Origin of the sequence: Cryobacterium sp. TmT2-59 (genome assembly GCF_004403545.1) — a bacterium.
Lineage (GTDB): Bacteria > Actinomycetota > Actinomycetes > Actinomycetales > Microbacteriaceae > Cryobacterium > Cryobacterium shii.
Map to the genome: position 1 here is coordinate 15,629 of NZ_SOGM01000073.1, position 15,850 is coordinate 31,478.

Genomic DNA, 15,850 nt, shown 5'->3' on the forward strand with positions numbered 1-15,850 from the left:
GTGTCGGCGTCTGCTTGACGCAGGCATCGATGGCCGTGGCTATTCTCGGCCGAGGTCGCGATTCTTGAGGCTGACGGCGACGCCGGGGAAGTCTTTGATCAGAGCCGCGATTTCAGCGGCCATGGCAACCGAGCGGTGCTTGCCGCCCGTGCAGCCGACGGCGATGGTGGCGTGACGCTTGTTCTCCCGCTGGTACCCCGCGAGCACCGGTTCGAGGGCGGCGGCGTAGTGCGCGATGAACTCCCGTGCGCCGGTCTGTTCGAGCACGAAGTCCCGCACCTCGGCGTCCTGCCCGTTGTGCGCCCGGAGCTCGGGGATCCAGAACGGGTTCGGCAGGAAGCGGACATCGGCCACCATGTCGACGTCGGTGGGGAGACCGTACTTGAAACCAAAGCTCATCAGGGTCACGTGCACCCCGGCGGCGTCCGCGGCCGCGAAGCGTTCGGTGATGGTCGTGGCGAGCTGGTGGATGTTCAGGTCGGACGTGTCGATCACGAGGTCGCACGACTCGCGCACGGCGCTGAGCTTGGACCGCTCGGCCGAGATGCCGTCGAGGATGGTGCCGTCGGCCTGCAGCGGATGCGGCCGCCGCACGGATTCGAAGCGGCGCACGAGCACGTCGTCCCGCGCCTCGAGGAAGATGACCCGCACCTGGGCGCTCTTGCGCAGCGAGTGCACGATCTCCTGGAAGTCGGTGAAGAAGTCGCGCCCGCGGATGTCGACCACGGCGGCGATCTTCGGCAGGCTCGTGCCGGCGCGGCCGACGAGTTCGACGAGCGGGCGCAGCATCTGCGGCGGCAGATTGTCGACCACGTACCAGCCGAGGTCTTCCAAGGCATTTGCGACGGTCGAGCGACCTGCCCCGGACATGCCCGTCACGATAAGCATTTCCTGCCTGTCGTTCTCCGTTGTCATTCTGAACTGCGCCTTCGGTTGGATGTGGCCTGAGTGACCAGCCTACCGATCAGCAGAGCGCTTCAGGAGCGCAAATGCTCGTGGATGGCTGTCGCCAGCACCGGTCCGATGCCCCGGACCTCGGAGATGGCGTCCGCCGGGGCCTCCTTGAGACGCGCGACGGAGCCGAAATGCTGCAGCAGCACCTTCACCCGGGCGGGACCGAGCCCGGGGATCTCCCCCAGCACCGTGTTGATGTCGCGCTTGCGCCTGGTGCGCTGGTGCACGATCGCGAACCGGTGGGCCTCGTCGCGGATGCGCTGGATCAGGAACAGTGCATCGCTGTTGCGGGGCAGGATCACGGGATAGTCGGAGTCGGGCAGCCAGATCTCCTCGAGCCGCTTGGCGATGCCGCAGAGCTGGATGCCCGTGACGCCGGATTCGCGCAGGGCCCGGGCCGCCGCGGCCACCTGGGGCTGGCCTCCGTCGACGATCAGGAGGTTCGGCTGGTACCTGAATTTCTTGCGCTTCCCCGAGGCGTCGCCGACCGGGGCATCCGTCGTCGCAGTCTCGGCGTCGGCCCCCCCCTCCTCGGGCACCAGGTATGCCAGGCGGCGAGTGAGGGTGCGGTAGATGGAGTCGGTGTCATCGGTCGACTCCGGGATGCTAAACCGGCGGTATTCGTCGGTGCGCGGCAGGCCGTCCTCGAACACGACCATCGACGCGACGATGTTGGTGCCGCTCAGGTGGGAGACGTCGTAGCACTCCATGCGCAGGGGGGCCGAGGGCATCTCCAGCGCCTCCTGGATGTCTTCCAGCGCCTTGGACCGGGCGACGAAGTCGGAGCTTCTGCGGGTCTTGTAGAGCATCAGGGCGTGCTTGGCGTTCTGCGTGGCGGTCGCGAGCAGGGCCGCCTTCTCCCCCCGCTGGGCCGCGACAAGCCTGACCTTGCGCTTGGCCAGGCCGGCCAGCCAGATCTCCAGCGCCTCGGCGTCGTCGGGCAGGAGCGGCACCACGATTTCCCGCGGCGGCACGGCACCCCCGCCGTAGGCCGTCTGCATGACCGAGTCGATCAGTTCACCCGTCGACACGTCGAGCTCCTTGTCGACCATCCAGCCGCGCACACCACGGATGCGCCCGCCCCGGACGATGAACAGCTGCACCGCGGCAGCCAGCTCGTCCTCTTCGATGGCGAAGAGGTCGATGTCGACGCTGTCCCGCAGCACGACGGCGCTCTTCTCCAGCACGGCGTTGAGGGCCAGGACCTGGTCCCGGCGCTTCGCGGCGACCTCGTAGTTCTGGTGCGCCGCGGCATCCTTCATCTCCGCGGTCAGCGTGTTGATCAGCTTTCGATCCTGGCTACCCATGAAACTGACGAACTGGTTCACGATAACCCGGTGTTCCTCGATGGTCACCTTGCCGGAACAGGGACCGAAGCAGCGGCCGATCTGGCCCGCGAAGCACGGCTTGCCCGACTGCATGGCGCGCTTGTAGTTGGAGTTGTTGCAGGTGCGGATCGGGAAGGCCTTGAGCATGAGCTCGATGGTCTCGTGCACGGCCCAAACCTTCGGATACGGACCGAAATACCGGGCCCTGCGGATTCCCGTGGTGCGGGTGACAAGGGCGCGCGGGGCCTCGTCGGCGAGGGTGACGGCGAGGTAGGGGTAGGACTTGTCGTCCTTGAACTTCACGTTGAACGGCGGGTCGAACTCGTTGATCCACGTCCATTCGAGCTGGAGCGCCTCGACCTCGGTGCCGACGACGGTCCATTCGACCGAGGTGGCCGTGGTGACCATGCGCCGGGTGCGCTCGTGCAGGCTGCTGAGCGGGGCGAAATAGTTCGCGAGACGGGCCCGCAGGCTGTTGGCCTTGCCGACGTAGAGCACCCGTCCGGTTTCGTCGCGAAACCGGTAGACCCCCGGGCTCGTGGGGATTTCTCCGGTCTTGGGCCGGTAGCTCAGCGCGTCGGACATGGTATCCCTGCTCGCGCCTACTGCGCTGCCAGGACCTCCTTGAGGAACGTGCCGGTGTGGCTCTTCTTCACGGTGGCGATGTGCTCCGGCGTCCCCGTGGCGAGCACGAGGCCGCCGCCGGAACCGCCCTCGGGGCCCAGGTCGATCACCCAGTCCGCGCACTTGATCACGTCGAGGTTGTGCTCGATCACGATCACCGTGTTGCCTTTGTCGACGAGGCTGTTCAGCACGAGCAGCAGCTTGCGCACATCTTCGAAGTGCAGGCCGGTCGTCGGCTCGTCGAGCACGTACACGCTGCGGCCGTTGGAGCGCCGCTGCAGCTCGGTGGCGAGTTTGACCCGCTGGGCCTCGCCGCCGGAGAGCGTGGTCGCGCTCTGGCCGAGCCGCACGTAGCCGAGCCCCACCTCGACGAGGGTCTTCAGGAAGCGGTGGATCGCGGAGATCGGTTCGAAAAAGTCGGCGGCCTCGCTGATGGGCATGTCCAGCACCTCGGCGATGCTCTTGCCCTTGTAATGCACGGTGAGGGTGTCTCGGTTGTACCGGGATCCCCCGCAGACCTCGCAGGCCACGTAGACGTCCGGCAGGAAGTTCATCTCGATCTTGATCGTGCCGTCGCCGGAGCAGGCCTCGCAGCGGCCGCCCTTGACGTTGAAGCTGAACCGGCCGGGCAGGTACCCGCGCGCCTTCGCCTCGACGGTCTCGGAGAACAGGGTGCGGATCTTGTCGAACACGCCGGTATAGGTCGCCGGGTTCGAGCGCGGGGTGCGCCCGATCGGCGCCTGGTCGACGTGGATGACCTTGTCGAGGTGGTCGAGTCCAGTGACGCGGGTGTGGCGCCCGGGAAGCTTGCGGGCGCCGTTGAGCCGGTTGGCCAGGACGCGGTACAGGATGTCGTTCACCAGCGACGACTTGCCCGATCCGCTGACCCCGGTGACCGCGGTGAAGGTACCGAGCGGGAAGCTGACGGTCACCTTCCTGAGGTTGTTCGCCTCCGCGCCGACGACCGTGATCTCCCGGGCGGGGTCGATCTCCCGCCGGGTCGTGGGCGTGGGGATCGATTTGCGGCCGGCCAGGTAGTCGCCGGTCAGAGACGCGGTGTTCGTGAGCAGGTCGGCGTACGAGCCGGAGTGCACGACATGCCCGCCGTTGACGCCGGCCCCGGGGCCGATGTCGACGATCCAGTCCGCCGTCTTGATGGTGTCCTCGTCGTGCTCGACCACGATCAGGGTGTTGCCGAGGTCGCGCAGCGTGACGAGGGTCTCGATCAGGCGCCGGTTGTCGCGCTGGTGCAGGCCGATGCTCGGCTCGTCCAGCACATAGAGCACGCCGGTGAGTCCGGAGCCGATCTGGGTCGCCAGCCGGATGCGCTGGGCTTCGCCGCCGGAGAGGGTCGCCGCGGCGCGGGCCAGGTTGAGGTAGTTCAGGCCGACCCGGATCAGGAAGTCCAGGCGTGCCTTGATCTCCCGCAGGACCTGGGCCGCAATGACCGCCTCCCGGTCGGTGAGCTCGAGCTTGTTCATGAAGACTCGCGCGTCACTGAGGCTGAGGTTGCAGACATCCGCGATGCTCGCGTCGTGCACGAGCACCGCGAGCACCTCGGGCTTGAGCCGGGTGCCGGCGCAGACGGGGCAGTCGACCTCGCGCAGGTACTCGCCCCAGCGTGCCCGCTGCGTGTCGGACTCGGCCTGGAGGTACTGGCGCTCGATGTAGGGGACGACACCCTCGAAGCCGGAGGTGTAGCTCATCTCCCGGCCGTAGCGGTTCTTCCACTTCACCTTGACCTCGAAGTTGTCGCCGCGGAGCACGGCGTTCTGCACCTCCTCGGGGAGGTCGCCCCAGGGGGTGTCGAGGGAGAAGTCCAGGTCGCGGGCGAGGCCGTCGAGGAGCTTCTCGTAGTACTGGAACAGGCCCTTGCCCTGGGTGGTCCAGGGCAGGACCACGCCTTCCGCGATGCTCAGTTGCGGATCACCGAGGAGGAGGTCGGCATCGACCGACATGCGCGTGCCGAGACCGGAGCATTCGGGGCAGGCGCCGAACGGGGCGTTGAATGAGAAGGTGCGGGGTTCGATCTCGGTCAGCTGCACGGGGTGGTTGTTGGGGCAGGAGAGCTTCTCCGAGTAGCTCTGCCAGGCCTCGTCGCCCTCGAGGTCGACGTAGTTGATCTGCACGATTCCGTCGGTCAGTTTGAGCGCGGTCTCAAGGGAGTCCGTGAGCCGGCTGAGCAGCTCGGGTGCGGCGACCAGCCGGTCGATCACCACGGAGATGTCGTGCTTGACCTGCTTCTTCAGGGTGGGCGGCTCGCTGAGCTGAATCTGGGTGCCGTCGACGATGGCCCGGGAATAGCCGCCGGCCGCGAGTTCCTTGAACAGGTCGACGAATTCGCCCTTCTTCTGCGAGACCACGGGGCTGAGTACCTGGTACCGCACGCCCGTCTCGAGCTCCATCAGCTGGTCGGCGATCTGCTGCACGGACTGCGCCTGGATGACCTCACCGCAGACCGCGCAGTGCGGAATGCCGATGCGCGCCCAGAGCAGCCGCATGTAGTCGTAGACCTCGGTGATGGTGCCCACGGTCGAGCGCGGGTTGCGGTTGGTCGACTTCTGATCGATTGAGACGGCCGGGCTCAGGCCCTCGATGAAATCGACGTCGGGTCGGTCCACCTGCCCCAGGAACTGGCGCGCGTAGGCGGAGAGCGACTCAACGTATCGCCGCTGGCCCTCCGCGAAGATGGTGTCGAACGCGAGGGAGGACTTGCCGGAGCCGGACAGCCCGGTGAACACGACAAGCGAATCCCGAGGGATCTCCAGGTCGACGTTGTGCAGGTTGTGCACACGCGCACCGCGGACGTTGAGTTTTGACCCGGACTCTACCTTGGAAATTGACACTTTTCGAGTCTATGCAGTGCGCCGACACTGATACACCCAGAACAACGCTCTGAGCGAACACGTGTTCGAATTTTTGTTCGGAAGCCGGTCAGATGTGGCCGGCCTTCTCCATCTGACGCAGCTCACGCTTGAGCTCGGAGACCTCGTCGCGCAGCCGGGCCGCGAGTTCGAACTTGAGTTCCCCGGCCGCCTCGAGCATCTGGCCGTTCAGGTCGGCGATGATGGATTCGAGGTCGTTGGCGCCGTTCGCGGCCAGTCCCTGCCGGCGCGGGGTCGCAGCGACGCTTTTCCGGCGCGCGTCGCGGCCGGCCAGGAGCTCGGCCGTGTCGGCTTCCTCCCTCGCCAGAACCTCGGTGATATCCGCGATGCGCTTGCGGAGCGGGGTGGGGTCGATGCCGTGCAGCGTGTTGTAGGCGACCTGTTTCTCGCGGCGACGATCGGTTTCGTCGATGGCACGCTCCATCGAGGCCGTGAGCCGGTCGGCATACATGTGCACCTCGCCGGAGACGTTGCGGGCCGCGCGCCCGATGGTCTGGATGAGAGACGTCGCCGACCGGAGGAAACCCTCCTTGTCGGCGTCGAGGATGGCGACCAGCGACACCTCGGGAAGGTCGAGCCCTTCCCGGAGCAGGTTGATGCCGACGAGAACGTCGTAGACACCGGCCCTGAGCTCGGTCAGGAGCTCGACCCGGCGCAGGGTGTCGACGTCGGAGTGGAGGTACCGCACCCGGACACCGGCCTCGGTCAGGAAGTCGGTGAGTTCTTCCGCCATCTTCTTCGTCAGAGTGGTGACCAGGACGCGCTCGTTCCGTTCGACACGCTTGTGGATCTCCTCGAGCAGGTCGTCGATCTGGCCCTTGCTCGGCTTCACGACGATCTGCGGGTCGATCAGCCCGGTCGGGCGGATGATCTGCTCCACGACACCGTCGGCGATGCCCATCTCGTACTTTCCCGGCGTCGCGGACAGGTAGACGGTCTGGCCGACCCGTCCCTTGAATTCGGAGAATTTGAGCGGCCGGTTGTCCAGGGCGCTCGGCAGGCGGAATCCGTGTTCGACGAGGGTGCGCTTGCGGGACGAGTCGCCCTCGTACATGGCGCCGATCTGCGGCACCGTCACGTGGGACTCGTCGATGACCATCAGGAAATCGTCGGGGAAGTAGTCCAGGAGGCAGTGCGGGGCCTCCCCCGGGGCCCGGGCGTCGATGTGCCGGGAATAGTTCTCGATCCCGGAGCAGAAGCCGATCTGTTCCATCATCTCGAGGTCGAAGGTCGTGCGCATGCGGAGGCGCTGGGCTTCGAGCAACTTGCCTTCACGTTCGAGCTGTTCCAGCCGCTCGGCGAGTTCTTCCTGAATGGTGACGATCGCGCGCTGCATGACATCCGTGCTCGCCACGTAGTGCGACCCGGGGAAGACGGACACCGACTCGAGGTTCCTCACGATGTCGCCGGTGAGCGGATGCAGGCTGTACAGCGCTTCGATCTCGTCGCCGAACATCTCGATCCGGATCGCGAGCTCTTCGTACATCGGAATGATCTCGATGGTGTCGCCGCGCACCCTGAAATGCCCCCGGGAGAAGTCGACGTCGTTGCGTTGGTACTGCATCGCCACGAACTTGCGGATCAGCCAGTCCCGGTTGATCTGCTGGCCGACCTGCAGGGCGACCATCGCCTGAAGGTAGCCCTCGGGCGTGCCGAGACCGTAGATGCACGACACGGTGGACACGACGATGACGTCCCGCCGGCTGAGCAGGGAGTTAGTGGTGGAGTGCCGCAGCCGCTCGACCTCGGCGTTGATCGAGGAGTCCTTCTCGATGAAGGTGTCGGTCTGGGGCACGTAGGCCTCGGGCTGGTAGTAGTCGTAGTAGGACACGAAGTATTCGACAGCGTTATTGGGCATCAGCTCGCGGAACTCGTTCACGAGCTGAGCTGCCAGGGTCTTGTTGTGGGCCAGGACCAGGGTCGGGCGCTGCACCTGCTCGATCAGCCAGGCGGTGGTCGCGGATTTGCCGGTCCCGGTGGCGCCGAGCAGCACGATGTCGGTCTCCCCGGCATTGATCCGGCCGGCCAGTTCGGCGATCGCGGTGGGCTGGTCGCCGCTCGGTGTGTACTCGCTGACCACCTCGAACGGATGCACTGAGCGCGTGGGTTCCATGATATCTAGTCTAAGGAGCAGCCCTGACAGTACGGTCTTCGCGTCCGGCGTGAATCTGTTCCCAGAGCAGGTCTACCTGCTCGAGAGTCTGCTCGAGGGTGCCTCCGGTCTCGAGGACCACGTCGGCGATTGCGAGCCGCTCGGCGTCGCTGGCCTGCGAGCGGATCCTGCGTTCCGCCTCACCGGCATCCATCGCGCGCAGATCCACCATGCGGCGCACCCGGGTCTCCTCGTCGGCCTGGGTGACCACGACCAGGTCGAACGGATGGTCGACGGCGGCTTCCACGAGCAGGGGCACGTCGTAGACGACGACTGCCTCCGGGTCGGCTCGTTCTGCCTCCCTGATGCGCGCGTTGGACATCGCCCGCACCGCCGGGTGCACGATCGCGTTGAGGCGGCTGAGCGCATCCGGGTCGGCGAAGACCAGTGCGCCCAGGGCCGCTCGATCCAGGGCGCCCTCGGCATTGAGTACCCCCGGGCCGAAGGCATCGGCGATCTGCGCGAGGGCCGGGGTGCCCGGTCCGACCGCGAGCCTCGCCAGATGGTCGGCGTCGATATGCACGGCGCCGTGCTGCACGAGTTGGCGCGCCACAGTGCTCTTTCCGGATGCGATCCCGCCGGTCAGTCCAATCAAGTACACGCCTGTAATGCTAACGGCCCGTGCTCATCCGCACCTTTGTCAGCGGGGGGGCGGGCAGTCCACCGTCGTTGCCGACACGGATGGCGTCGGCAATGCCGACGGTGACGGTAATCCGGCCGGCCAGGCCCGCAGTGCGGCCGATATGTTGATTCGGGCTCTTCCCACGAACGAACGCTGTCGCACATTGCGCGCCTGGGCGCGAACTTTTTTCTGCCGGGGCATGCGGAACAAAGTTCTACCAGACGGTCGCCGCGGCCCGCCATTCACTCGTCATGTGCGCGGTTGGTCCGGCTTACGGGACAGCGGATGACCCCACGCGCGACGGCAGAATGTCGTCAGCAGAGTCCGAGCCGGTGGCACTTGGGAAACGCAAAGACGATCTTGTACTTGTGTCTATTGGATAGACGTTGGTCATCCTCGTAGAGGGCACTGGTGCTGGACTGTCCGGTTACGTCCCCGTGAGTGGTGTGATTTCCCGCTCTTGAGCGTTGCTTCGTCAACGTGAGGAGCCACCGTGGGATGGTCAGTGAGTACCGATCAAAGAACTCACAAAGGACACCACACGATGGCTCTAGACCAGTCTGCCCTGCTTGACCTGCTGGGAGAACTCAAACTCACCGATGTCACCGACCGAATCCGCGTCGCGACCGAAACTCTCTATCAAGAATTGATCGATGCGGAGGCGACCGCGTTCATCGGCGCCGCCCCGTTCGAACGCTCCGGCGACCGCACCGCCCACCGCAACGGCACCCGGCCGCGGACGTTGACGACGACGGCCGGGGACCTCGATCTGAAGATCCCGAAGCTGCGCGCCGGCTCCTTCTTCCCGGCGCTGTCGGAGCGGCGCCTCCGGGTCGACCAGGCGTTGTTCGCGGTCGTGATGGAGGCCTACGTTCACGGTGTATCGACCCGGAAGGTCGACGATCTGGTCAAGGCGCTCGGTGCTGACACCGGGATCTCGAAGTCGGAAGTGTCCCGGATCTGCGCGGGCCTGGATGCCGAGGTCGCCCAGTTTCGCGACCGCACCCTCACCGCGCGGAATAAGGGCACCACCGGCGACATCGGCATAATCCGGAGGTCGGCATAAGGTGCACTTCATGCGCAACGTCCTCGCCGTGGTGCCGAAGGGATCGCAGGACATGGTCGCCTCGATCATCCGCACCATCTTCGCCCAACCCGACCGCGAGCACATCGAGAAACAGTTCCGCGAGGTGACCACGATGCTGGACCGCTCGCACCCGAAGGTCGCGGCGATGCTCGTCGACGCGCAACCCGACCTCCTCGCCTTCGCCGGCTTCCCAAGGCGGCACTGGCGCCAGATCTGGTCCACGAACCCGCTCGAACGGGTGAACAAGGAGATCAAACGCCGCACCGACGTCGTCGGCGTCTTCCCCAACGCCGCGGCCCTGCTGCGCCTGGCCGGGTCGGTGTTGATCGAGCAGCACGACGAGTGGGAAGCTGGCGAAAGACGCTACTTCTCCGAGGCCTCGATGCTCGAGCTGGCCGTCATGAACAACCCCATCGAGGTCCTCGACGAGGCGGCGATCCTCCCCGAACTCGCCACCGCCTAGACTAAAACCACTGACCTGCATGGTGTTGAGAAATTCCACCACTCAGTGGGACGTGACCTTGGAAGCGGCGCTCGATCTTCATCCCGAGGATGCTCCCAAGATCGCCTTCCAGATCAACGCACCGCTCACCGCATTGCATTTGAAGCCGTTCAACTTTGCCTCCCCCAACGACATTGACCGGTATCTCACCGGGACCGGAGCGGACACAGACCGATCAGGCGCATTTCGTTCAATCCCCAAGACCTCCGACAACGCATTCCTGACACTGGACGCCCTGATGCAAACCATCTCCCGCTGAGGGTTCGGCTTGGGCGTCTTCGACGCAGCTTCGATGGCGGACGAGGCTTGGACCGCCCACGACGTTCAGTCGTTCTCTCGCCTTGGCTTGCCACCGGGGGCAGACTGGCGATCAGAAAAAGGGAGCCGGATGTCATTTTCTTTGGTGAACGTCCTCGCGATCATGGTCCGTCGTTCCGGTGCGAGGAGCGTGACCCCGTGCTGATCTACTCGATGGGCGTCTCTGTGGACGGTTTTATCGCCGACCGTGACGGCGCGTTCGGGTGGTCGGTTCCGAGCGAGGAGCAGTTTCGTTTCCACATTGCGCAGACCCGTGAGCTCGGTGGTTTTTTGTGCGGCCGCAAGCTGTACGAGACCATGTTGCCGTGGGAGACGGATGCGTCTATGCGCGACGACGAGCTCGGTGCCGCGTTCGCCGACGTCTGGAATGCTCTCCCGAAGGTCGTCTTCAGCCGCACGCTGGAAAGCGTTTTTGGCAATGCCCGGCTTGCCGAGGCGTCGGTGGGCGAGGAGGTCGCTGTCGCGGTCGGCGCGACCAGGAAGGACGTCGGGATTGGCGGTGCTGGCCTGGCCGCGGCGGCGGTCGAACTCGATCTCGTCGACGAGCTGTCAATGTTCCGTCATCCGGTCGTCGTCGGTGGCGGCACGCCCTTCCTGCCGCCGATGACCAAGAACATTCGGCTGGACCTGGTCGAGACCAGGACGTTCGGCTCGCGTGTGATCTACGAGCGCTACCGGCGCACTCGCGAGGAGTCGCGCTGAACCGCAGCAGAACGACGCGAGTTTGAATGGAGTTCGGCCTGCGGGTACGCGGGCTGGTTCCTTCTCAATCGCGGTCCGATAATTGGTTCTGCTCATTGGCTCGGGATCCAAAGAAGAGTGTCAGAATAACGCCATGCGCATTCAGGACTGGTGGCCACTACTGGACTGGACAACCCAGCAATGGCTGATCAACAATAACGGTGACGTCGTGCCGCCAGACGTTCTGGATCAGATTACGGCTGTGGCAGGGGAACCCACTGCAGACACCCCCTGGGTTGGGGACGCCGTGCCGGAGGGATTCTCCCTGTCAGAAGAGGCAATCGACTGGATAGACATGACGGCCAACGATGAGGTTTCAGACGACGAATAGCTGAGCCGATTGCGGCTTTGGCGACGGTTTGGGTTGGATGACCGTGCCGAGCCCTGAAGGTGTCAGCCCGTTGAGGATGAGGTCCTTGAACACGTCGGCCCGGAGCCGGCCGAGGGTGCGGTCTTCGTCCGGTCCCAGCAGGCTCAGGCCCAGCACGGTGATGCGGTCGTACGCGGCCTGCACCTTCTCCGCGGAGTCGTACCAGTGCAGCGACGCCATCCCGTCGGCCTCGGGCTCGAAGAACACGTTGCGTTCCGACACGGATGCCTGGTGCCGGGCCCGGATCGTCTCCGGGTGCAGCCGCTCCCGTAGCGTCCGTGCTTTGTGCTTGAGTTTCGACGCGGTCAGGTTCACCGCGGACTTCAGCAGGCCCTCCTCGAACGCGGCCTTGGTCTCATCCGGCAGGGACCAGGCCTGCCCCATCAGCACCTGCGCGTGCCGGTAGCTGATCTGGCCCGCCCGGAGCGCGGCCATCGTTCGCGGCAGCTCACCGGTGAGGCACGCGCTCTCGGCGAGAAGGGTCTCGGCCGACCGTTGCGGGATCCGGATCGTGCAGGCGAGCTCACTCACGAACTCCCGCTCGGCGACCGTGTCGGCGTCCCACCGGGACCCTGGTACCCGAGGCGCGGCATCCGCAGTCGCCGTCGCATAGCGGTGGGCCTCGTCGATGAGGTCTGCCAGTGCGGCAGCGTCCTGGGCGAGATTGCCGTGGGCCTCGCGGATGGCGTCGAAGTACTCACCGCGTGTCTCCTGCTGTTCGATGAACGAGGGCTTCATGCGAGTCACGTTACGGGCACCCACTGACAGTGCCCGTTGAATCCGCCCGCCAGCGCGTGCCCTGTGCACAACAGGATCAGACCCGCATTGTGGAGGAAGGCCGACGTGCGAGGAGATGAATCAGTAGGCAGGCGTTAACAGCCAACAGGCCGGCCCCCAAAGGGGACCGGCCTGTTGGTCGTGCGGTGTGACTAGTTGGAGCTGGAGAGCTTCTCGCGCAGTGCTGCGAGGGCCTCATCGTCCGCGAGCGTGCCGGCGCCGGCCGTCTCACTCGAGAAGGAGGAGCCTGCGGCGGACGGGACATCGCCGACGGCGGTGATCTCGTCGTTCGCGGAAGCGACCTGCTTCTTGTGTGCTTCCCAGCGAGCCTGAGCTGCAGCGTAGTCCTGCTCCCACTTCTCGCGCTGGGTTTCGAAGCCCTCGCGCCACTCGTTGGTCTCCGGGTCGAAGCCCTCGGGGTACTTGTAGTTGCCCTGGTCGTCGTACTCGGTGAGCATTCCGTAGAGCGCCGGGTCGAACTCGGTGCCCTCGGGGTCGACACCCTCGTTGGCCTGCTTGAGGCTCAGCGAGATGCGGCGACGCTCGAGGTCGATGTCGATAACCTTGACGAAGACCTCGTCGCCGACCGAAACGACCTGCTCGGCGAGCTCGACGTGCTTGCCGGAGAGCTCGGAGATGTGGACGAGTCCCTCGATGCCCTCGGCAACGCGAACGAACGCGCCGAACGGAACGAGCTTGGTGACCTTACCCGGTGCAACCTGACCGATGGCGTGGGTGCGGGCGAAGACCTGCCACGGGTCTTCCTGCGTGGCCTTGAGGGACAGCGACACGCGCTCGCGCTCGAGGTCGACCTCGAGGATCTCGACGGTGACTTCCTGGCCAACCTCGACGACCTCGCTGGCGTGCTCGATGTGCTTCCAGCTGAGTTCGGAGACGTGAACCAGACCGTCAACGCCACCCAGGTCAACGAACGCACCGAAGTTGACGATTGACGAGACGACGCCCTTGCGGACCTGTCCCTTCTGGAGGTTATTGAGGAACGTGGTGCGGCTCTCGGACTGCGTCTGCTCGAGCAGGGCACGACGAGACAGCACAACGTTGTTGCGGTTCTTGTCGAGTTCGAGGATCTTGGCCTCGATCTCCTGGCCCAGGTACGGGGTCAGGTCGCGAACGCGGCGCAGCTCGATGAGCGAGGCCGGAAGGAAGCCACGGAGACCGATGTCCACGATGAGGCCACCCTTGACAACCTCGATGACCGAACCGGTGACAACGCCATCGGATTCCTTGATCTTCTCGACGTCGCCCCATGCACGCTCGTACTGAGCGCGCTTCTTCGACAGGATGAGACGGCCTTCTTTGTCTTCCTTCTGAAGAACGAGGGCCTCAACCAGGTCGCCGACCTTGACGACCTCGGAGGGGTCAACGTCGTGCTTGATGGAGAGTTCGCGGGAGGGGATGACACCCTCGGTCTTGTAGCCCACGTCGAGGAGAACCTCGTCGCGGTCGATCTTCACAACGGTGCCCTCGATGAGGTCTCCGTCGTTGAAGAATTTCAGAGTCTTTTCGACCGCGGCAAGAAAGTCTTCAGCAGATCCGATGTCGTTGATGGCGACCTGCTTGGGTGCCCGTTCGGTCGTTGCGTTTGTCATGTAGTAGTTGCTCCAGGATGGACATAAGTCGGGCCATACGCAGAAAGAGTTCGTTGCGGTACTCCGCGCATGGCAGCGGATATTTCGTCACAAACGTGACAGTCAAGCTTAGCGGTTTGCGGGAGCGCCCGGCAACCGCCGAGCCTGCCCTGAATCTACCGCGATCCACCCGGAAGAGTGCCGAGCATGGCGGCCCGGAGGGTGTCCAGTCCGACCCCGCCCAGGTCCAGCGCCTTGCGGTGGAACTCCTTGATCGAGAACGCATCGCCCTCCCGCGCAGCGTAGGTGTCCCGCAACTCCTCCCAGATGCGCTGGCCCACCTTGTACGAGGGCGCCTGCCCGGGCCAGCCCAGGTACCGGTTGACCTCGAATTTGACGAAACCCGCGTTCATGTTGACGTTCTGGCCCAGGAAATCGAAGGCGTAGTCCGCGGTCCAGGGGCCGGAGCCGTCCGGCCGTTGCTTCTCGAGGTGCACGCCGATGTCCAGCACGACCCGGGCGGCGCGCATCCGCTGCCCATCCAGCATGCCGAGCCGGTCCCCCGGGTCGTCCAGGTAGCCCAGCTGTTCCATCAGGCGTTCGGCGTAAAGCGCCCAACCTTCCGCGTGGCCCGAGGTGCCGGCCATCTGGCGGCGCCAGGTGTTCAGCTTCGCCCGGTTGTAGACGGCCTGGCCGATTTGCAGGTGGTGTCCCGGAACGCCCTCATGGTAGACGGTGGTGAGTTCGCGCCAGGTGTCGAACTCGGTGACGCCGACCGGAACGGACCACCACATCCGGCCCGGCCGGGAGAAGTCGTCCGTTGGCCCGGTGTAGTAGATGCCGCCTTCCTGGGTGGGAGCGATCATGCATTCGAGGCGCCTGATCTCGTTCGGGATGTCGAACTGGGTCTCCGAGAGTTCGGCGACGGCGCGGTCGCTGGTCTCCTGCATCCACTTCTGCAGGGCGTCGGTGCCGTGCAGCTTGCGGCTGGGATCCGTGTCGAGCAACGCGATGGCTTCCTGGACGCTCGCCCCGGGAAGCATCTGGTCGGCGACGCTCTCCTGCTCGGCGACCATGCGGGCCAGTTCTTCCACCCCCCACTCGTACGTCTCATCGAGGTCGATCGAAGCACCCAGGAAGCGCCGTGACTGCAGGGCATAGAGCTCCCGGCCGATGGCGTCGCGCTCGGGCGCGGCACCCTCGAGTTCGCGGCCGAGGAAGTCGGCCAGGGTTCCGTAGGCTGCGGCGGCGGTTCGCGCCCGCGTCGCGAGGTCCTTGGCGAGCGACGCCGGCAGGTGGCCCTGGTCGAGGGTGGCCTCCGCTACGAACTGGGCGAAGAAGCCGTCGTTCGCGGCGTGGTGCCGGGCCTGCAGGATGACCTCCCGCACCTGCCGCCGGGCGGGCATGCTGTCCCGCTCGATACCGAGGCGCAGGGTCTCGATGTAACCGTCGATCGCCGCGGGCACGGCGCGAAGGCGCGCGGACACGTTGTCCCAGTCGGCGACGGTGCCGGTGGGCATGAGGTCGAAGACCTCACGGATGCCCTGGGCAGGCGAAGCGATCACGTTCAGATCCCGCAGCGGCAGCCCTGCCTCGGCGCTCTCCACGTCGAGGGCCAGGTCACTGCGCAGGTCCGCGCGCGTGACGAGGTCGACGTCGTCGACCGGGATGGCCGCATCGAGGCGGGCGATGACGGCCCGAGCCTCGGCCTCGCGGCGCTCGAGGCCGGCCGGGGAATAATCGCCGAAACGGCCGTTCGCCTCCGCGCGGCCGATGTAGGTGCCGACCGTCGGGTCGAGTTCGACGACGGTGTCCACCCAGTCCTCGGCGATCGTGTCGATCGCCGTCGGAGTGCGCGCGGAAATGCGCTGGTTGTCGGTTGTCATGAACCGAGCCTAGAA

The 15,850-nt window shown here is 65.6% G+C and carries 11 protein-coding genes and 1 pseudogene; 4 read left to right on the top strand and 8 right to left on the bottom strand.

Annotation, left to right across the window (positions count from 1 at the left end):
* Positions 1-39 precede the first annotated feature (39 nt).
* The 5 genes from rapZ to coaE all read right to left on the bottom strand — a co-directional run bounded on the left by rapZ (position 40) and on the right by coaE (position 8,544).
* Positions 40-915 carry an RNase adapter RapZ gene (gene rapZ, locus E3T24_RS11385; RefSeq protein ID WP_134366638.1) on the bottom strand — a complete coding sequence of 292 codons (876 nt, stop codon included), beginning with the start codon at positions 913-915 and terminating at the stop codon, positions 40-42.
* A 62-nt stretch (positions 916-977) separates the two neighbouring features.
* Entirely contained in the window at positions 978-2,867 is a 1,890-nt protein-coding gene (gene uvrC / locus E3T24_RS11390; RefSeq protein WP_134366639.1) for an excinuclease ABC subunit UvrC, read from the bottom strand.
* A gap of 17 nt (positions 2,868-2,884) precedes the next feature.
* Positions 2,885-5,752: an excinuclease ABC subunit UvrA gene (uvrA, locus tag E3T24_RS11395; protein WP_134402248.1), complete on the bottom strand. Its 2,868-nt coding sequence runs from the start codon at positions 5,750-5,752 to the stop codon at positions 2,885-2,887.
* An 88-nt stretch (positions 5,753-5,840) separates the two neighbouring features.
* Complete coding sequence (uvrB, locus tag E3T24_RS11400) at positions 5,841-7,904, bottom strand: excinuclease ABC subunit UvrB (protein WP_134434630.1); 2,064 nt, start codon at positions 7,902-7,904, stop codon at positions 5,841-5,843.
* Positions 7,905-7,914: 10 nt separating this feature from the next.
* Positions 7,915-8,544 (bottom strand): dephospho-CoA kinase, encoded by a 630-nt coding sequence (coaE, locus tag E3T24_RS11405; RefSeq protein ID WP_134366642.1) that lies wholly within the window; start codon positions 8,542-8,544, stop codon positions 7,915-7,917.
* 565 nt (positions 8,545-9,109) lie between these two features.
* Here coaE and E3T24_RS11410 point away from each other — a divergent pair.
* The 4 genes and pseudogenes from E3T24_RS11410 to E3T24_RS11425 all read left to right on the top strand — a co-directional run bounded on the left by E3T24_RS11410 (position 9,110) and on the right by E3T24_RS11425 (position 11,544).
* A pseudogene (locus E3T24_RS11410) lies at positions 9,110-10,115 on the top strand (transposase).
* Positions 10,116-10,134: 19 nt separating this feature from the next.
* Complete coding sequence (locus E3T24_RS11415) at positions 10,135-10,413, top strand: hypothetical protein (RefSeq protein ID WP_134366643.1); 279 nt, start codon at positions 10,135-10,137, stop codon at positions 10,411-10,413.
* Between the two features lie 197 nt (positions 10,414-10,610).
* Complete coding sequence (locus E3T24_RS11420) at positions 10,611-11,174, top strand: dihydrofolate reductase family protein (protein ID WP_134366644.1); 564 nt, start codon at positions 10,611-10,613, stop codon at positions 11,172-11,174.
* A 133-nt stretch (positions 11,175-11,307) separates the two neighbouring features.
* Complete coding sequence (locus tag E3T24_RS11425; protein ID WP_134366645.1) at positions 11,308-11,544, top strand: hypothetical protein; 237 nt, start codon at positions 11,308-11,310, stop codon at positions 11,542-11,544.
* Here the strand turns inward: E3T24_RS11425 and E3T24_RS11430 are convergent.
* The 3 genes from E3T24_RS11430 to E3T24_RS11440 all read right to left on the bottom strand — a co-directional run bounded on the left by E3T24_RS11430 (position 11,530) and on the right by E3T24_RS11440 (position 15,835).
* A complete protein-coding gene (locus E3T24_RS11430; RefSeq protein ID WP_134434631.1) occupies positions 11,530-12,321 on the bottom strand; it encodes a DUF222 domain-containing protein in 792 nt (263 codons plus the stop codon). The two genes, E3T24_RS11425 and E3T24_RS11430, sit on opposite strands and share 15 nt — an antisense overlap.
* Before the next feature lie 191 nt (positions 12,322-12,512).
* Positions 12,513-13,970: a 30S ribosomal protein S1 gene (gene rpsA / locus E3T24_RS11435; RefSeq protein ID WP_134366647.1), complete on the bottom strand. Its 1,458-nt coding sequence runs from the start codon at positions 13,968-13,970 to the stop codon at positions 12,513-12,515.
* 155 nt (positions 13,971-14,125) lie between these two features.
* A complete protein-coding gene (locus tag E3T24_RS11440) occupies positions 14,126-15,835 on the bottom strand; it encodes a DUF885 domain-containing protein (protein ID WP_134434632.1) in 1,710 nt (569 codons plus the stop codon).
* Positions 15,836-15,850: the final 15 nt, after the last annotated feature.